The organism is Arthrobacter gallicola, from assembly GCF_014836775.1.
Classification (GTDB): Bacteria; Actinomycetota; Actinomycetes; order Actinomycetales; family Micrococcaceae; genus Arthrobacter_B; species Arthrobacter_B gallicola.
In genome coordinates, this window is the sequence record NZ_JACSQD010000003.1 from 464,040 (window position 1) to 481,867 (window position 17,828).

Here is a 17,828-nt window from a genome sequence, read left to right on the forward strand (position 1 = left end):
AGGGCATGAGCACACCGAACCACCGTTCCGCGCCGTCACCGTCAATGAATCTTCGGGGGGCTGTGGACCTCTCCGCACTCAAGGCAAAGGCCAGCGCTCCGCCGCCCACAGCGGCGTCCGGTGCCGGAGAAGCTGCCGCGTATGTGATCGAGGTGAGTGAACAGTCCTTCCCGCAGGTTGTTCAGCTCTCGGCCACCGTCCCGGTCATCGTGAACATGTATTCCGCCCGCAGCCCGGAATCCGCCCAGGTGACAGCTGTCCTGCAGCAGGAAGCAGCTGCCCGCGGCGGAAAGCTGCTGGTGGCCAACGTTGACGCCGACGCGTATCCCCAGATTGCCCAGGCCTTCCAGGCGGTTTCCGTGCCGACCGTCGCCGCCGTCGTCAAGGGCCAGCCCGTCCCTCTCCTAGACCGGGCCGTTCCCGCCGAGCAGATCCATGCGCTCCTGAACGAGCTGATGCAGGTAGCAGAGGCCAACGGGGTTAACGGTTCCCTGGCCGACGGAGCCGGCGAGGCAGCTCAGGAGGAAGCGCCCCTGCCCCCGCTGCACCAGGAGGCCTACGACGCGATCGTTGCGGGAGACTACGACGCCGCGGCTGCCGCCTACCGGCAGGCACTGGCCGAGCAGCCGGCAGACGCTGAAGCCAAGGCCGGCCTGGCCCAGGTGGAACTGATGCAGCGGCTCAAGGGCGCTGACGCCGACGCCGTCCGCACCGCAGCTGCAGACCAGCCGGAGAATGTGGACGCCCAGCTCCAGGTAGCGGACCTGGATCTTTCCGGCGGGCACGTCGAGGATGCCTTCAACCGGTTGATCCGGCTCATTGCGCGCACCGCGGGGGAGGACCGGGAACGGGTACGCCTGCGCCTGCTGGATCTCTTCGAGATTGTCGGGAGCTCCGACCCCCGGGTCACGAAAGCACGGTCCGCGCTGGCACGCGCCCTCTTCTAAATCTTCGCTGCTGCCCGTTCTGCGCTCCGGAATCCGCCGGAGTGCAGAACGCAGCACGGGCCTAGTCCGCACGGCGGGTGCGGTGCGCGGCGGCGGCCGGGAATTTAGTTCACAAGGCGGAGGCCGCGCGGGGTCAGAGTTGCTAGCGTTACAGCTATGAGCGAGACACCCGAGCGTCCCACCCACCAGAATGGTCCGGACAACCTGCCGGTGCAGTCCGCGGCAGCCCCGCCGCAGGCTGCCCCGGGCACCCCCGGAGGGGCCCCGGCACAGACCCAGGCCCCTGCGCTGGCCATCCGCGGACTGGCCAAGCGTTTCGGCGAAAAGATCGCGGTGAACGGGATCAATCTCGACGTACCCGCAGGATCCTTCTACGGGCTGGTCGGTCCCAATGGAGCCGGCAAAACCACCGCTCTGTCCATGGCCACCGGATTGATGCGGCCCGACTACGGCCAGGTCTGGGTACACGGTGTGGATGTTTGGGCCCACCCGATTGAAGCCAAACGCATCATGGGCGTCCTGCCCGACGGCGTGCGCCTCTTCGACCGCCTGACCGGCGAGCAGCTGGTCACCTATGCCGGGCTCCTGCGCGGAATGGACCGGGAAACCGTGGCCTCACGGGTTGCGGACCTCCTGGCGGCCCTGGACCTGACGGCCGACGCCGGAACCCTGGTGGTGGATTACTCCGCAGGCATGACCAAGAAGATCTCCCTGGCTTCGGCGCTTATCCACGCGCCCCGGCTCCTTGTTCTGGACGAACCGTTCGAGGCAGTGGACCCGGTCTCCGCAGCCAACATCCGGGACATTCTCTCGAGTTACGTATCCTCCGGCGGCACCGTCATTGTCTCCAGCCATGTTATGGACCTGGTCCAGCGGATGTGCGACCACGTTGCGGTGGTGGCAGGCGGGAACGTCCTCGCTGCCGGAACGGTTGATGAGGTCCGTGCCGGGCGCAGCCTGGAGGAAACCTTCGTCGAGCTGGTTGGCGGACGCAGCACCTCGGAAGGGCTGGCATGGTTGCGCACCTCCTAAGACTCAAACTTCTCCTGCTGCGCAATTCCCTGCGCCGCAGTCCGTGGCAGCTGGTGGGCATCATTTTCGGCGCGCTGTACGGCCTCGGCATGTTGACCCTGCTGATGGGCGGACTGTTCTACCTGAATCTCACGGATCCCGCGCTGGCCCGCACACTGGTCATCCTGGGCGGATCGGCCGCCGTGCTCGGCTGGATGATCATTCCCATCGTGGCGACCGGCGTCGACATGACACTGGACCCGGCGCGGTTCGTCACCTTCGCGATTCCCATGCGGCAGATGATCACCGGGCTGGCGCTCGGCTCACTGATCGGCATCCCCGGGATCGTCACGCTGTTGGCGGCCCTGGTGCAGGCTGCGTCCTGGTGGCAGCACCCTGCCGCTGTCCTCGCCGGCATTCCGGCTGCTGCTGTTGCCGTCCTGACCTGCGTGGTGCTGGCCCGGCTTGCGGTGGCCGCCACGACATCCCTGGCGAGTTCCCGCCGGTTCAAAGACATTTCAGGCATGGTGGCGATCATTCCGCTGATCCTGCTCGGACCCATCTTCGGATTTGTGGCCACCGGGATCTCGGAGTCGGGTGATTTCCTGGGCAGGCTCGCGGATGTTCTGGCCTGGACGCCTCTGGGCGCGGTCTGGGCCGTACCGGGAGATATTGCCCTCGGCAGCCCGGGTGCCGCAGCCGCACGCTTCGCCATCTCGCTGCTCTTCCTCGTCCTCGCCGCCTGGGCCTGGAAGACCCTGCTGCAGCGTGCCCTCGTCACGCCGGCGCACAACGCTGCCTCCCGGAAGGGCGCTGGCAGGCTCGGACTCTTCAACCGGTTCCCGGCAACCCCCACGGGCGCCGTCGCTGCCCGTGCGCTGACCTACTGGCTCCGCGACCCGCGCTACAGCATCTCCCTGATTGTTGTTCCGGTCCTGGCCGCTGTGCTGATCTTTGCGGTCCAAACCGGTGAGGACCTGCCGCCGGTGGTACTGATGCTGGGCCCCTTGGTGGCCTTCCTGCTGGCCTTCGGTATTTCCGCGGACATCAGCTATGACAACACCGCCTTCGCCCTGCACCTCTCTGCCGGCGTGAGCGGGGCGGCGGACCGGGCCGGCCGGGCGATTGCCTGCGCGGTGTTTGCCCTCCCGGCAACCATCCTGGCCGCGGTGCTTCCTGCGCTGGTTGTCGGCCGGCCGGGGGCTATCCCGGTGCTGCTGGGGCTGTCCCTCGGGCTGCTGCTGAGCGGGCTCGGACTCTCCAGCGTCTTCTCCGCCCGCTATACGTACAATGTTCCGCTGCCGGGGGAGAACGCGTTCAAAACCCCTCCCGGATCGGCTGGCCGCACCATGCTCGCCCAGGGTCTGTGGCTGCTGGCTCAGCTGGTGCTGGCCCTGCCGCTCCTCGCCCCGGCCCTAGCTTATGCATTCGGTGCCGGGCAGGTCTGGGGATGGGTCACCCTGGCGGTCGGAACCGTGCTCGGATCAGTGCTGCTCGTGGCGGGAATCCGGGTGGGCGGGCGCTGGCTGGATCAGCGTGGACCCGAAGTGCTGCTGGCTGTTTCAGTCAATAAATAGCCGGGAGGGCCGGGTACTAAGATGGGATTATGACTCTGCCTCCTGATCCTTCCGAATCCGATCCAATGCGCCGGTCGGACAGCGGTTCCTCCACCGCCGTCATTGAACGCGAAGAGCAGCGCGAACTGGTTGAACCGGGCGACGCCGAACGGTTCTCGCACTACGTCCGCAAGGAAAAGATTATGGAGTCCGCCCTCACAGGTGAGCCCGTGATCGCCCTCTGCGGCAAGGTCTGGACGCCGGGCCGGGATCCCAAGAAGTTCCCGGTCTGCCCCGAGTGCAAGGAAATTTACGAAGGCCTCCGCCCCGGGAAGGACTCCGGCGACAAGTAGCCGCCCCTCCCTGTTGCCCTTCGTCGCCGTCGAACCTGAGCGACGGCAGTAAGTCCCGATGCCTTCATGAGTGATCCCCTGCCCGAGGGCCGGCCTGCGGGTGCCATGTCCTCCGCCTACCGTCCGCTCACCCTGGGTGTGATTGCGATCGTGACGTGTGCGGCCTTCGAAGCGATGGCCGTCACCACGGCAATGCCTGTGGTTGCGCAGGAGCTGGGCGCCGGAGCAGGTTACGGCCTGGCGTTCTCCATGTTCCTCACCGCGTCCCTGCTGGGTTCCGTCCTGGCCGGGTCAAGGTGCGACGCCGAGGGGCCGCGCCGGCCGCTGGTGGCAGGCATGGCCCTGCTCGTCGCGGGACTGGTCATGTCTTCCGTGGCGGGGGAGTTCTGGCAGGTAACCGCGGGCAGGGCAGTCTCCGGTCTGGGCAGCGGCGCCATGGTTGTGGCGCTCTATGTGATCATCGGCGAGGTGTACCCCTCGAAGCTGCAGCCCATGGTGTTCGGCTGGGTGTCGGCCGCCTGGATCCTTCCCTCCATGATTGGCCCGCTGGCAGCAGGCCTGCTGGCCCAGTACCTGAGCTGGCGCTGGGTCTTCGCCGCCGCGATCCCCATTGTGCTGGTGGCCGCGGCACTGGTCTGGCCCCGGGTGCGGCACCTGGGCGCCCCGGAAAACCCTGCCCTGGACCGCGCGCTGGGCAGGCGGCGCGGCCTGTGGGGCGTTTTCCTGGCTGCCGGCGTCTTCGTGGCCCAATGGGCCGGCAACACGGTGGCCGCAACCGGCTCCCTGCTGGCCGCCGCGGCCACCGCAGCCGGGATCGTGGCCTCTGTGGCGGCGCTTGCGGCGCTGCTTCCGGCGGGCACTCTTTGGCTGCGGCGGGGACTGCCGTCCGTCGTGGCGACACGCGGGCTGATCAACGCGGCGTTTGTGGCTGCCGAAGCCTTTATGCCGGTCATGCTGCTGGCTGTCTACGGGGTGAGTCCGGCCACGGCTGGAATTGCCCTGACGGTCGGCGCGGTAGGCTGGGCCATTGGATCCTTCGTTCAGGCCCGGGTCACCCGGAGACGGTACCTGCTGCTGGCAGCCGGGTCCGGACTCCTGGCCCTGGCGGTTGGCGGAACCGGTCTGCTGGCCGGAGCCCAGGCTCCGTTCTGGGTGCTCGTGCTGGTCTGGTCACTGGCCGGCGTGGCTATGGGTGCGGCTTTGTCCAGCACGTCCGTGATGGTCCTGGACGTCTCCTCGGCGGCGGACCGTGGGCGGAATTCGGCTTCCCTGCAGCTCTCTGACCAGGTGGGGGCCGTGGCAGGCACCACGGTGGGCGGGGCCCTGTTTGCGGTCCTGACGCCGCCTGGAACGGCGCAGGAAGGAACCTCCTTCGCCGTGATGTGGCTGTTCCTGGCCGGCTTTGCCGTCCTTGGAACAGCAGCGGGTATCCGCAGTGCAATTGTTAGACCAAGTACCGGAAAGGTGCCTTCCCAAGAGTGAGTCCCGATACCCTTTTCGGCGGCGGAACAGCCCTGCCCCCTGCCTACCCTGAACGGGCGGCCTGGGGAACAGCCCCTAAGCTGCGGCAGTGGCAGGCCGAAGCACTGGAAAAATACTTCGCCAAGAATGACAGCGACTTTCTCGCCGTCGCGACCCCCGGCGCCGGTAAAACAACCTTCGCGCTCCGGGTCGCCACGGAACTCGTGGACCGGGGCATCGTCAACCGGATCACCGTCGTCGCGCCCACCGACCACCTCAAACGGCAGTGGGCTGACGCGGCTGCCCGGGTGGGCCTGGCCCTGGACCCCAACTTCAAGAACGCCGATGGCCGGCATGGCCACGGGTTCATCGGGGTGGCGGTGACCTATGCCCAGGTGGCGAGCAAACCCATGCTGCACCGCGCCAAGACCGAAGCTGCCCGGACCCTGGTGATCCTGGACGAAATCCACCACGGCGGTGACGCCCTGTCCTGGGGCGACGGTATCCGCGAGGCGTTCGAACCGGCCACCAAGCGGCTCTCCCTGACGGGAACCCCGTTCCGTTCTGACACGGCTCCGATTCCGTTCGTCGAATATCAGGAGGACGGCGCCGGTATCCGCCGTTCCAAGGCCGACTACACCTACGGTTACGGCCAGGCGCTGAAGGACCATGTGGTCCGGCCCGTGATGTTTATGGCCTACTCCGGACACATGCGGTGGCGGACCAGTGCAGGCGAGGAAATGGCGGCGTCGCTCGGCGAAGCCGCCGTTACCAAGGACATCACCGCCCATGCCTGGCGCACGGCCCTCAACCCGACCGGGGAATGGATACCGGCGGTGCTGGCCGCCGCGGACCGGCGGCTGAGCGAAGTCCGGCGGACCGTCCCGGACGCCGGCGCCATGGTGATCGCCACGGACCACGAGGACGCCAGGGCGTACGCCGGCCAGTTGAAGAAGATCACGGGAGAATCTCCCACGGTGATCCTCTCCGACGATGCCAAGGCCTCAGACAAGATTGATGAGTTTTCCTCCGGAACCCAGCGCTGGATGGTGGCTGTGCGCATGGTCTCCGAAGGTGTGGACGTTCCGCGCCTCGCGGTGGGTGTGTACGCCACCTCGACGGCGACACCCCTGTTCTTCGCCCAGGCCATCGGCCGGTTCGTGCGCGCCCGCAAGCGCGGAGAAACCGCCTCGGTGTTCCTGCCTTCCGTGCCGAACCTCATGATCCTGGCCAATGAAATGGAAGTCGCGCGGGACCATGCCCTGGACCGGCCGGAGAACCACCTCGAGGAAGAGGGATTCGGCCTCGATGACTCGCTGATGGAAGCGGCAAACCGGGAGGAAAAAGCCTCCGGGGAGCTGCAGAAGCAGAAGTTCGAGGCCTTGGAGTCGCAGGCGTCCTTTGACCGGGTGTTGTTCGACGGCGGCGAATTCGGCACCGGCGGCGAGCTGGGCAGCGAGGAGGAGCAGGACTTCCTCGGTATTCCCGGGCTGCTGGACCCGGACCAGGTGACCACGCTGCTGCGCCAGCGCCAGCACGAACAGCTCTCCCGGCGCGGCCGGCGAAAGCCCGAGGAGGCAGTGCCGGAAGAGCCGCCGTCAGTGGTGGATCACCGGCACCTTACCGAGCTGCGCGGCCAGCTGGCGAAGAACGTTTCCGCATGGTCGGCCCGCTCCGGCATGCCGCACGGTATGGTGCACAGCGAGCTGCGCCGGATCTGCGGCGGCCCCGCCGTCGCCCAGGCCAATGAGGAACAGCTGCAGAAGCGGCTGGACAAGCTGCAGGACTGGTTCATCGGCCGTAAATAGCCGTCCCGGAACGCGAAAGTGCCCGTTTGATTTCTCAAACGGGCACTTCGCGTTCCGGGAGACTGGCGGCAGCCGGCCGGGTTACAGGTCCAGCAGTTCGACGCCGGCGTCCTCGAGTTCGTCGAGCGCGGCGCGTACATCGACCCGGTCCAGGCCGCGGCACAGCTCGGGGATGACGGCGGTGTCGTAGCCGGCGGCCACGGCGTCGAGCGCGGTGGCCTTGACGCAGTAATCGGTCGCCAGGCCCACGATCACCACTTCGTCGACGCCGTTATCCCGCAGCCAGTCATCAAGGCTGACGGAGTCGGCGTCCCTGACCGGTTCGGCGTCGGGTTCACCGAGCGGGACTTCCACGTCCGGTGCGAGCACACCCTCGAAACCCGAGTAGGCGGCCTCGTACTGGCCTTTGCGGAAGTAGGCATCGATGAATTCCGTGTCCAGGTCCGGGTTCAGCGCCGCTCCGTGGGTGCCGGCCACGCAGTGCACCGGCCAGGAATCGCGGAAGTTCGGATTGTCGGAGAAGTGGCTGCCCGGTTCGATGTGCCAGTCCTGGGTGGCAACCACGGCGCTGTACCGGTCCCGGGAGGACTCGATGTAGTCGCTGATTTCACCCGCGGCATCAGTTCCCCCGGGAACAGCAAGGCTGCCGCCTTCGCAGAAGTCGTTTTGGACGTCAACCACTATCAGTGCACGGGTCATCGGGTTTCCTCCTCAAATTCGGTCGGGATTACAGGCTCCCCGCGCTGCAGCCGGTGCGCAGAAGGCGGGAGTTCCGCCAGCGAGGCATCGTGGCGCTGCCGGGCACGGACGACGGCGGCGGGGCCGGTCCAGCTCTCCTGGATAGTACCGCCGGAAACGAATGTGGTCAGCAGTTCGCGGTCGTTGCCGTCATCGGCGGGCTGGGCGCCGACGCCCACCACTTCGGCGGTGGCCCGTCCGCGGGAGTCCAGCCGGCGCAGGGCATACTTGCGTCCGCCCAGGGAGGCCTTGTTCTTGGCCGCCTTGGCCACCGAGACGAAGTTGCCGTCCGTGCCTTCACGGCTCACGAGTTTGTACACCAGGCCCGCAGTGGGCGCTCCGGAACCGGTCACCAGCGAAGTGCCCACTCCGTAAGCATCCACCGGAGCGGAAGCCAGCGCAGCAATCGCGTACTCGTCCAGGTCCGACGTCACCATAATCCGGGTTGAGGTGTTGCCGAGGTCATCCAGGAGCTCACGGACCCACTGGGCCTGGGTGACCAGGTCACCTGAGTCCAGCCGGACGCCTCCCAGCTTGTTGCCCGCCACGGCGACGGCGTTGCGGACCCCTTGTTCGACGTCGTATGTGTCCACCAGCAGTGAAGTGCCAAGTCCAAGGGAAGCGGTCTGCGCCTCAAACGCGGCAACCTCGGAGTCGTGCAGCAGCGTGAAGGAGTGCGCGGCCGTGCCAACCGTCTTCACCCCGTAGCGCCGTCCGGCTTCCAGGTTGGAGCTGCTGTCGAAGCCCGCAATCACTGCGGCACGGGCCGCGGCGACAGCGCTTTCCTCATGCGTGCGGCGGGAGCCCATCTCGATGCACGGCCGTCCGCGGGCCGCCCGGCTCATCCGCGACGCGGCGGAGGCAATGGCGCTGTCATGGTTGAGGATGGAGAGGATCAGGGTTTCCAGGATGCAGGCTTCGCCGAAGCTGGCCTCCACCTGCAGGATGGGGGAGCCGGGGAAGTAGGCCTCGCCCTCGGCGTAGCCATGAATGCTGCCGGTGAACCTGAAGTCCGCCAGCCAGGCGAGGGTCCGGTCATCCACCACCCCGGTGGCGCCCAGGAACTCCAGCTGCGCCTCCTCGAAGCGGAAGTGGGGCAGTGCCTCCAGCAGGCGTCCGGTTCCGGCCACGATGCCGTAGCGGCGCCCGTCGGGCAGCTTGCGCGCGAAGGCTTCGAAGACTGACCTTCGGTCGGCGGTGCCGGCGTGAAGCGCGGCCTGGAGCATCGTGAGCTCGTAATGGTCGGTGTACAGGGCAGTATTGGGGTGCTGCCACGGCATGGGACTGTTCACATCCAAAACTCTAACCCGCCGCTCCGGGCCGGCCGCACCGGGGTCCATCCCGGCCTGCCCCGTCGCACCGGCGTGCCCGCACCAAACTACAATTGGGTTCATGAGCGTTGCCACCCTCCCGGGTACCGGGACAGAAACGGACTCCCGGACCGAGGAACTCACCTACAGCGATGTTCCCTGGGTGGTGATTGTCTGGAACGACCCCGTCAATCTCATGAGCTACGTCAGCTACGTTTTCCAGAGCTACTTCGGCTACTCGGAAGCCAAAGCCAACAAGCTGATGCTGGAGGTGCACAACGACGGTAAATCAGTGGTCGCCACGGGCTCCCGGGAGGACGCTGAACGCCATACGCTGGCCCTGCACTCCTATGGTCTCTGGGCCACGTTCCAGAAAGCCGACCAGCCCTAGGCAGGGCAGCCAACCACAGGAGAACTCTCTTTTGACAACCGGATTCAAGCTCACCCGCAAGGGGATCACGGCCACGCTGGAGCCGGGGGAGCGGACACTGCTGCGCGGCCTGTTCGCGGACGTAGCGGGCATGCTTGAGCCCGAAACCCCGTCACATGAGGACCCGCTGGCCGCACTGGTCGGACTGGACTCCAGCGCCGAAGTGCCGGAGGATCCGGCACTGCTGCGGCTGCTGCCGAACGGTGTCCAGGACAACGACGACGACGCCCTGGAGTTCCGGCGGCTGACCGAGCGTTCGCTGCGGGAAGGGAAGATCGGTGCCCTGCGCGCTGCCTCGATGGCACTGGAATCGAGTCCGGTGCACCTGGATGCGGAGCAGGCCAGGCATTTTGCCCGGGCACTGAATGACGTCCGGCTGGTACTCGGTGCCAGGCTGGGCCTGGCCACGGATGAGGACGCCGAAGCACTGCACTCTATTACGGAGCCCGCAGACGCCCAGGATGTCGATGAGTACCTGGCCCTGGTCTACAACTTCGCCACCTGGCTGCAGGAAACCCTGATGAAAGCACTGCTGGAGACCCTGCCCGGCAACTGACTGTGACAAAGGCCACGGGGTTCGTGGTGCACCCGGCAGCAGCCGGGGACTATTGTCGATACATCATGAGCTCTGACCACCCGGGCAGCCCGCAGCTGCCGGACGCCCTGCCGAAGACCACTGACGCGCCGATCGGCATTTTCGATTCCGGCGTCGGCGGCCTCACCGTGGCCCGCGCGGTCATTGACCAGCTGCCCAACGAATCCATTCTGTACGTCGGGGACACCGCCAACGGCCCCTACGGTCCGCTGCCGATCGCCGATGTCCGCGCGTTCGCGCTGGGAGTGATGGACGAGCTGGTGGACGCCGGCGTGAAGCTGCTGGTGATTGCCTGCAACTCTGCCTCCGCCGCGGTCCTGCGGGATGCCCGCGAACGCTACACCGGGCGTTACGGCATTCCTGTGATCGAAGTGATCCAGCCGGCCGTGCGCCGGGCGGTGGCTGCCACCCGGACCGGACGCATCGGCGTGATCGGCACCGCCGCCACTGTGGGCTCCCGTGCCTATGACGACACGTTTGCCGCTGCGCCGCACCTGGACGTGTCCTCCGTTGCCTGTCCTGCCTTCGTGGAATATGTCGAAGCCGGAGTGACGGCGGGTCCGGAGCTGCTGGAGGTCGCTGAGGAATACCTGGCCCCGCTGAAGGAACGCGGCGTGGACACCCTCGTCCTGGGCTGCACCCACTACCCGCTGCTGACCGGTGTTATCTCCTATGTGATGGGCGACGGCGTCACCCTGGTCTCCAGCGCGGAGGAAACCGCGAAGGACGTCTACCGTTCGCTGCTCACGCACGGCCTGGCGCGCGAATCAGCCACGCCGCCAAACCACCGTTTCGTTGCCACCGGGGACGCAGCTTCCTTTGAACTCCTGGCCCGGCGTTTCCTTGGCCCCGAAGTTCTGCGCGTTGAACATGCCGATTCCGTGGCCGCCCGGTATCCCACCGGAGTCCTGGCCCGGATCACGCCGGAAATGATCGCGGCGGCACGCGAGGCGTCACAGCTGCGCACAGCGCCCGGCGCCCTGCGGAACGGCACGCGATGAAACTGACGATTGTGGGCTGCTCCGGGTCCTTCCCCGGCCCGGCGTCCCCGGCGTCCTGCTACCTGGTGACCGCGGACGACGGCGAGCGGACCTGGCGGATCCTGCTGGACCTGGGCAACGGTTCGCTGGGCACGCTGCAGCGCTACATGGATCTGCGCGACATCGACGCGGTGCTGATCACCCACCTGCATCCGGACCATTTTATGGACCTGTGCGGGCTGCACGTGGCCGTGCACTGGGACCCGAACGGCTGGAACCGGGACCGGGTCAAGGTGTTCGGGCCGTCCGCCACGGCGGACCGGATCGCAGTGGCCTACGGGCTGGATCCCGAGCCCGGCATGCACGAGGACTTCGAGTTCCATACCTGGACGGCCGGGGAACCGGTGCAGATTGGTCCGTTTACGGTGACCCCGTACCCGGTCAGCCATCCCGCCGACGAAGCGTACGCCCTGCGGGTGGAAGCGACGGTGACAACGGAGGACGGGGCAGAGGTGGTCCGCTCGCTGGCGTACTCCGGAGACACGGACAGCTGCCCCGGACTTGAGGAAGCCGCCCGGGACAGCGACGTGTTCCTGTGCGAAGCCGCGTTCCAGGAAGGCCGCGATGACGCCATCCAGGGCGTCCACCTGACCGGCAAACGCGCCGGCGCGGCCGCAACGGCTGCCGGAGCCCGGCGCCTGCTGCTGACCCATCTTCCCGTCTGGAACGATGTGGGCACGGCTGTCAGCGAAGCGCGTGAGACCTACGACGGCGACCTCGCCGTCGCTGTCGCGGGTGTGTCCTACGACGTCGGCACCGCCTTCGCACCGCCGCTGGCTGCGGAACGGGCCCAGCCGCTCTGAACCCGGCCCGGCATCCGGTCCGTGGGGCGGCGATAGACTGGGCCCATGACTACAGCCCCGAATTCCTCCCTGTCGGCCGCCCCTCGGCGTGCTGACGGCCGTGCCCCCGACGAACTCCGCAGCATCACGATCACACGCGGCTGGTCCACCCAGGCCGAAGGGTCGGCGCTGATCGAATTCGGCGGCACCAAGGTGCTGTGCACCGCGTCCCTGACCGCCGGAGTGCCGCGCTGGCTGAAGGGCGAGGGCAAGGGCTGGGTCACGGCTGAGTACGCGATGCTGCCCCGGGCAACCAACACCCGCAACGCCCGCGAGTCGGTCAAGGGCAAGCTCGGCGGCCGGACGCATGAAATCTCCCGGCTGATCGGCCGCTCCCTGCGTTCGATCATCGACACCAAGGCGCTGGGCGAAAACACGATCGTGCTGGACTGCGACGTGCTCCAGGCCGACGGCGGCACCCGCACCGCGGCAATCACCGGTGCCTACGTGGCCCTGGCCGACGCCCTGGCCTGGGCCAAGGAGAACAAGCTGGTTGCCCGTAACGCCGAGCCCCTGCTGGACACCGTGGCTGCCGTCAGCGTCGGCATCATTGACGGGGTCCCCATGCTGGATCTGCCCTACGTCGAAGACGTCCGGGCCGAGACCGACATGAACGTTGTAGTCACCGGCAGCGGCAAGTTCGTGGAAGTCCAGGGCACCGCCGAAGGCGCCCCCTTCGACCGCGCCGAACTCGACGCCCTGCTGGACCTGGCCCTGCACGGCACCTCCCAGCTTGCCGAAATCCAGCGCCGCACCCTCGCCGGCCAGTGAGCGCCGTCGAACCCCGGCTGGTGCTGGCCACCCGGAATCAGGGAAAACTGCGGGAACTGCGTGAGCTGCTGCGCGGCAGGATCGAAGGGCTCGACGTCGACACCCAGGTGATCGACGCGGCCGCCGCCGGAGCCCCGGACGTGGCGGAGACGGGGGTGACGTTCGAGGAGAACTCCCTGCTGAAGGCGCGGGCGGTGGCGGAGGCAACCGGTTTACCGGCTATCGCCGACGATTCCGGACTTGCCGTTGATGTCCTGGGCGGAGCGCCCGGAATTTTCTCGGCCCGCTGGGCAGGTGCCCACGGCGACGATGCCGCCAACCTGGAACTGCTGCTGGCGCAGCTGGCCGACATCGGGCCCGAACACCGCGGCGCAGCCTTTATCTGTGCGGCTGCCCTGGCGGTCCCCGGGGGGTCGGAAACGGTGGAGCGCGGAGAGCTGCGCGGCACCCTCCTGTCCGCGCCGCGCGGCGCCGGCGGCTTCGGCTACGACCCGGTTCTGCAGCCGGACGGCGAGGACCGCAGCTGCGCTGAACTGACCGGCGAGGAGAAGAACGCCATCAGCCACCGCGGCCACGCGTTCCGCGCACTGCTGCCCTCCATTGTCCGGGTCCTGCAGGGCGGACCGGCCTCGAAAGAGTGATTCACGCCACTGCCGCGGCAGTGTGATCCGCGGGTAGGCGCACCCGGGACACGCTGCCGCGTTCTTCCCCCGCGGGGGAGTAGGGCACAATTGGTTCCGATATGAGTATCCTGATCAGCGCCTCAGTTGACCCCTCCAGTTCCGGATCGGCCCTGGGAGGGGTCGCCGAATGGGCTGTGGACATCATGGAGGCCATCGGCGCTCCTGGTGCCGGCCTGGCGATCGCCCTGGAAAACCTCTTCCCGCCGCTCCCGAGCGAAGTGATCCTTCCCCTGGCCGGCTTTGCCGCCAGCCAGGGAAACTTCTCCCTCGTGGCAGCGCTGATCTGGACGACCCTGGGGTCCGTCGTCGGGGCACTGGCCCTGTACGGGCTCGGTGCCTGGCTCGGCCGGGACCGGATGCGGGCCATCGTCGCCAAGGTGCCGCTCGTGGATCTGGAGGACGTGGACAAGGTTGAGGCCTGGTTCGACCGCCACGGGTACAAGGCCGTGTTCTTCGGCCGGATGATCCCCATCTTCCGTTCGCTTATTTCCATTCCCGCCGGCATCGAGAAGATGCCGCTGCTCAAATTCGCGGGCCTGACCACGGCCGGAAGTCTGATCTGGAACAGCATCTTCGTTTTCTCCGGGTACTACCTGGGCGAGAGCTGGCACATCGTCGAGGAATACGCCGGGATCTTCCAGAAGATTGTGATCGCTGCCGTCCTGGTGGCCGGCATCTGGTATCTCACCGTCAAAATCCGTTCCTACCGCCGGAGGAAGGCCCAGCGCACGGCCGACGAGTCCTGACGTGGGCTTGGATTTCACCTCCATTGACTTTGAAACTGCGAACGGCTTCCGGGGTTCGCCCTGTTCGGTGGGACTGAGCAAGGTCCGCGGCGGCAGGATCGTTGAGGAAGCGTCCTGGCTGATGCGACCCCCGGAAGGCCACGATTTCTTTGACCGGCGCAATACCGGCATCCACGGCATCGAGGACTGGATGGTGGCTGACAAGCCGCGGTTCGGTGAGCTGTTCCCGGAAATCGGAGCCTTCATCGGGCAGGACCTGCTGGTGGCCCACAACGCGGCATTCGACCTGGGGGTTATCCGCTCGGCTCTTGAGGTCTCTGAGCTTCCCGGCCCGGCGTATGACTATGCGTGCACTGTCATGCTGTCGCGGCGGACGTACTCCCTGCCTTCCCATTCCCTGCCGTTCGCAGCCGAGGCAGCCGGCGTACCGCTGGAAAACCACCACGACGCCACGGCCGATGCGCGGGCCTGTGCCGGGATCATGATTGACATTGTCCGCCGCTCCGGGGCCGCGGAGCTGGCGGAATTCTTCGCCCTCCAGAAAATGAAGCCGAACCATGCTCCGGCTTACCGCCCCGGCGTTGATGCCCTCTCCAAGGCGACGAGGGATGCACTGGAACGCGGCACCGGAGCCCCTTCCCCGGCCGGAAGCTGGGGCGGCTGGCCCTCGGAAGGGGTCAACCCTGCGCCGAATCCGGCCGCCGCGCCGGACCATCCGCTCTACGGGCAGACCGTGGTGTTCACCGGGAACCTGGGGATGCCCCGCCAGCAGGCAAAGGACCGTGCCGCGGAACTGGGGGCCCGGCCCGCCAGTACCGTGACGCGCGCAACCACGGTGCTGGTGGTCGGCGACGGGTTTGAGCCCGGTGACCTGCGCAACGGACGTGTGACGGGAAAGGCCCGCCGGGTGCTGGACCTGCATGAACGCGGGCAGCGGATTGAAGTCCTCTCCGAAGCGGAATTCCTGCAGATGATCGGCGGAACCTGGCCGCTGGCCAGCCAGTAAGCAGCGCGTCTTCAGTGCATGTTGCAGTGCAGCTTCAGTGCAGGTGAATATGCACTGAAGCTGCACTGGGTGCCGGCTGCGGCCGGACGAACGTCAGCCGACCGTAACGCGGATCAGCGCCTGCGCCATCTTTTCCACCGTCTCGCCGGCGTCGATTGCCTCAACCCACTCCGGAGGCAGGGCATCGCGTCCGTGCAGCGTCCCGAGGATGCTTCCGGCCACCGACGCCGTGGCGTCGCTGTCGCCGTCGTGGTTGACGGCCACCGCCAGGGCTGCTCGGAACTGAGCCTGCGGCGCCCCGGCACGTTCGGCGGACAGCGCTGCGTACAGTCCGATGGCCAGGGCTTCTTCGGCGACCCAGCCTTCACCAAGGACCTCGGTCATGCGCTCGGGCTGCACTGGCTGTTCAGCGGCGAGTGCGACGGCGGCCTCCAGCCGGGCGGCGAGCTCCGGAACACCGCTGGCAGCAGCGCGCTCAAGAGCCTTCGCAGCCGCCGCCTGCAGCGAGGCGCCTTCGGGCAGCAGGTCGTGGATCAGCGTGCTGAAAACCGCTGCGCTGTGCAAAGCGGAGGCATGACCGTGTGTCAGCGCCGCACCATCGGTGGCGAACCGGTACAGGACCTCACCGGCAACGTAAGGCAGCAGGCCGAAGGGTGCCGAGCGGGTCACCGTTCCGCTCTCCTTGGAATCCGGATTGACCGGACGGGACCGGGTTCCCATTTCTCCGGTCAGCAGCGCGGAGAGGCAGGCATTGGCGGGGTCCCTGCGGTGGCGCAGCACTTCCTGGCCGTCAATCCAGCGGTCCGGCTGGTGCGGGGCGTTACCGGGCAGCGCCACCCCCTGGGTCTTCACCCAGCGGAGGTAGGCAAGCCACAGACAGGCTGTCTCATCCGCGCCCACGCCGTCGTTGGCCCACTGCAGCACCTCAACGAGTCCATCCACTGTGTAGAGGGTCATCTGCGTGTCGTCAGAAACAGGAGCGGGGGCCTCCAGCTGGCGAAAATCCGTCAGACCGCTGGTGCCGAAGCGGGCACGGATGCCTTCCAGCGAGTCGAACTCCACGGGATAGCCCAGGGCATCCCCGAGAGCTCCGCCGAGCAGGCAGCCGTGGACTTTGCTGCGGAAGACGACGGCGTCAACGGACTCTTCGGCCTGGGAACCGGGGCTGGATTCGGGGGATTCTTTCACACCTTAAGCATAGGTGTCTGCCGGGGTGCTGCCGCCGGGAAGTCCGCGAGTGTATGCTCAGTGCGCACCCAGCCGGCTCTCAGGTAGCGATGGAAGTCTTGGGTGGTTTGCACGGCGCCCGCCCGATCCGGCGGCACGCCACCCGCCGTCCGCGGCGACCACTTGATTCCAACCGTTAGGAACACCCCCTCCATGACTGCAGAGCCTCACTTCCCGGCCGGTGCCCGCGCCGGCGCCGAAACCGAGAGCGTATCCCTTACGCACCTTCGAGGATATGGGCTCGTCGGCCGCAGCGTTGCCGAAGCGGCCGGCTCCTTCCTGGTGGTGATGGTGGGTCTGGGGGTCGCGTTCTTCAACCCGTCCGGCGGTCTCTCGGCGCCCCTGGCCTTCGGCCTGGTCCTTGCCGCGGCGATGGTGGCGTTCGGCTACATTTCCGGTGGCCACTTCCTTCCCACCATCACGGTTGCCAGTGCCCTGGCAGGCCGGACGGACTGGAAGTCCGTTCTTCCCTACATCGCTGCCCAGCTGATCGGTGCGGTTCTTGCCGCGGGAATCCTCTGGGTGTCCATGACCGGACATCCGCAGATCCCGGAGACACAGCCGTTCTTCTCAGCCGTTGCCAATGGTTTCGCTGAAAACTCCAGCACCCAGTTCCCGCTGGCGGGCGCACTGCTGACTGAGGTCATTGCCGCTGCGCTGCTCACGGCTGTCTTCCTCGGCTCCGGAAGCCGGCTCTCCGCAGCTGCGGGAGCTTTCGCCGTCGGTGTCACCTACGCCGCACTGCTTACCTTCCTTGTTCCCATCACCGGCGGATCCATCAACCCGGCGCGTTCCACGGCGACGGCGATCTTCGCCGAAGGCTGGGCCGTGGGCCAGCTCTGGCTGTTCTGGCTGGCACCCCTGCTCGGCGCCGCCATCACAGGCCTGATCTACCGCAGCCTCGACCTTGCCGACAACACGGCAGCCGGCACTACGGTGGAATTCACCCAGGAGCAGTACCTCGACGAGTCAGTACCGGCAGAGGAAACCACAGCCGGCACGGCCGCAGGAACCGGCGCCACGGCCGCGGACGTGCCGGACGCCGGGACTGCGACTCCGGTTGAGGATGCGCACCGGAAGGACCGCGAGGAGGCCCGCGGCTTCTTCGCCCGTGACAACGCAGGTACCGGGTCCACCCCGTCCTCCGGCGCCACGCCGGAGACCGACACCACAGAAGGTCCCCAGGACGGGCAGACTCCGGGCGGATCCACCGGGCCCAAGCGGCCGTAGGCCCGGCAGCCGGCCTTCCCGCCGGGAACCCTTCCGTTCAGCAGGTGCGCCTGCTGAACGGAAGTGTCACCGGC

General features: G+C 67.3%; 18 protein-coding genes. 15 read left to right on the top strand and 3 right to left on the bottom strand.

Annotated elements, in window-relative coordinates; genetic code table 11:
• Positions 1-5 precede the first annotated feature (5 nt).
• From H9639_RS09320 to H9639_RS09345, 6 genes are all read left to right on the top strand, one after another.
• On the top strand, positions 6-947 hold the full coding sequence (locus H9639_RS09320) for a tetratricopeptide repeat protein (protein ID WP_191807787.1): 942 nt from the start codon (positions 6-8) through the stop codon (positions 945-947).
• A 156-nt stretch (positions 948-1,103) separates the two neighbouring features.
• Positions 1,104-1,979, top strand: a complete 876-nt coding sequence (locus H9639_RS09325; protein ID WP_191807788.1) for an ABC transporter ATP-binding protein — start codon at positions 1,104-1,106, stop codon at positions 1,977-1,979.
• The gene (locus H9639_RS09330) at positions 1,961-3,535 is read left to right on the top strand and encodes a transporter (protein ID WP_191807789.1); all 1,575 of its coding nucleotides are present in this window, start codon (positions 1,961-1,963) and stop codon (positions 3,533-3,535) included. The genes H9639_RS09325 and H9639_RS09330 overlap by 19 nt, the downstream gene beginning before the upstream one ends.
• 29 nt (positions 3,536-3,564) lie before the next feature.
• Positions 3,565-3,867, top strand: coding sequence for a DUF3039 domain-containing protein (locus H9639_RS09335; RefSeq protein WP_191807790.1), 303 nt, complete (start codon positions 3,565-3,567; stop codon positions 3,865-3,867).
• 66 nt (positions 3,868-3,933) lie between these two features.
• On the top strand, positions 3,934-5,349 hold the full coding sequence (locus H9639_RS09340) for an MFS transporter (protein ID WP_191807791.1): 1,416 nt from the start codon (positions 3,934-3,936) through the stop codon (positions 5,347-5,349).
• On the top strand, positions 5,346-7,136 hold the full coding sequence (locus H9639_RS09345; protein ID WP_191807792.1) for a DEAD/DEAH box helicase: 1,791 nt from the start codon (positions 5,346-5,348) through the stop codon (positions 7,134-7,136). Before H9639_RS09340 ends, H9639_RS09345 begins: the two co-directional genes overlap by 4 nt.
• 81 nt (positions 7,137-7,217) lie before the next feature.
• On the opposite strand, the gene H9639_RS09350 is transcribed toward H9639_RS09345, so the two are convergent.
• Positions 7,218-7,835 carry a nicotinamidase gene (locus tag H9639_RS09350; RefSeq protein ID WP_191807793.1) on the bottom strand — a complete coding sequence of 206 codons (618 nt, stop codon included), beginning with the start codon at positions 7,833-7,835 and terminating at the stop codon, positions 7,218-7,220.
• Positions 7,832-9,154 (bottom strand): nicotinate phosphoribosyltransferase, encoded by a 1,323-nt coding sequence (locus H9639_RS09355; RefSeq protein ID WP_191807851.1) that lies wholly within the window; start codon positions 9,152-9,154, stop codon positions 7,832-7,834. The genes H9639_RS09350 and H9639_RS09355 overlap by 4 nt, the downstream gene beginning before the upstream one ends.
• Positions 9,155-9,266: 112 nt before the next feature.
• On the opposite strand from H9639_RS09355, the gene clpS reads away from it, so the two are divergent.
• The 8 genes from clpS (at position 9,267) to H9639_RS09395 (ending at position 15,297) form a co-directional block, all read left to right on the top strand.
• On the top strand, positions 9,267-9,575 hold the full coding sequence (gene clpS / locus H9639_RS09360; RefSeq protein ID WP_191807794.1) for an ATP-dependent Clp protease adapter ClpS: 309 nt from the start codon (positions 9,267-9,269) through the stop codon (positions 9,573-9,575).
• 31 nt (positions 9,576-9,606) lie between these two features.
• On the top strand, positions 9,607-10,170 hold the full coding sequence (locus H9639_RS09365; protein WP_225219375.1) for a DUF2017 domain-containing protein: 564 nt from the start codon (positions 9,607-9,609) through the stop codon (positions 10,168-10,170).
• A 65-nt stretch (positions 10,171-10,235) separates the two neighbouring features.
• Complete coding sequence (gene murI, locus H9639_RS09370) at positions 10,236-11,210, top strand: glutamate racemase (protein ID WP_191807796.1); 975 nt, start codon at positions 10,236-10,238, stop codon at positions 11,208-11,210.
• Positions 11,207-12,052, top strand: coding sequence for an MBL fold metallo-hydrolase (locus tag H9639_RS09375; protein ID WP_191807797.1), 846 nt, complete (start codon positions 11,207-11,209; stop codon positions 12,050-12,052). The genes murI and H9639_RS09375 overlap by 4 nt, the downstream gene beginning before the upstream one ends.
• A 45-nt stretch (positions 12,053-12,097) precedes the next feature.
• Positions 12,098-12,862 carry a ribonuclease PH gene (rph, locus tag H9639_RS09380; RefSeq protein WP_191807798.1) on the top strand — a complete coding sequence of 255 codons (765 nt, stop codon included), beginning with the start codon at positions 12,098-12,100 and terminating at the stop codon, positions 12,860-12,862.
• A complete protein-coding gene (gene rdgB, locus H9639_RS09385; protein WP_191807799.1) occupies positions 12,859-13,503 on the top strand; it encodes an RdgB/HAM1 family non-canonical purine NTP pyrophosphatase in 645 nt (214 codons plus the stop codon). Before rph ends, rdgB begins: the two co-directional genes overlap by 4 nt.
• Before the next feature lie 101 nt (positions 13,504-13,604).
• A complete protein-coding gene (locus H9639_RS09390; RefSeq protein WP_191807800.1) occupies positions 13,605-14,291 on the top strand; it encodes a DedA family protein in 687 nt (228 codons plus the stop codon).
• 1 nt (position 14,292) lies between these two features.
• Positions 14,293-15,297: an exonuclease domain-containing protein gene (locus H9639_RS09395; RefSeq protein WP_191807801.1), complete on the top strand. Its 1,005-nt coding sequence runs from the start codon at positions 14,293-14,295 to the stop codon at positions 15,295-15,297.
• Positions 15,298-15,390: 93 nt separating this feature from the next.
• Here H9639_RS09395 and H9639_RS09400 read toward each other — a convergent pair whose 3' ends face one another.
• Positions 15,391-16,485 (bottom strand): ADP-ribosylglycohydrolase family protein, encoded by a 1,095-nt coding sequence (locus H9639_RS09400; protein WP_191807802.1) that lies wholly within the window; start codon positions 16,483-16,485, stop codon positions 15,391-15,393.
• A gap of 192 nt (positions 16,486-16,677) precedes the next feature.
• Between H9639_RS09400 and H9639_RS09405 the strand changes: the two genes are divergently transcribed.
• Entirely contained in the window at positions 16,678-17,754 is a 1,077-nt protein-coding gene (locus H9639_RS09405; RefSeq protein ID WP_191807803.1) for an MIP/aquaporin family protein, read from the top strand.
• Positions 17,755-17,828 lie beyond the last annotated feature (74 nt).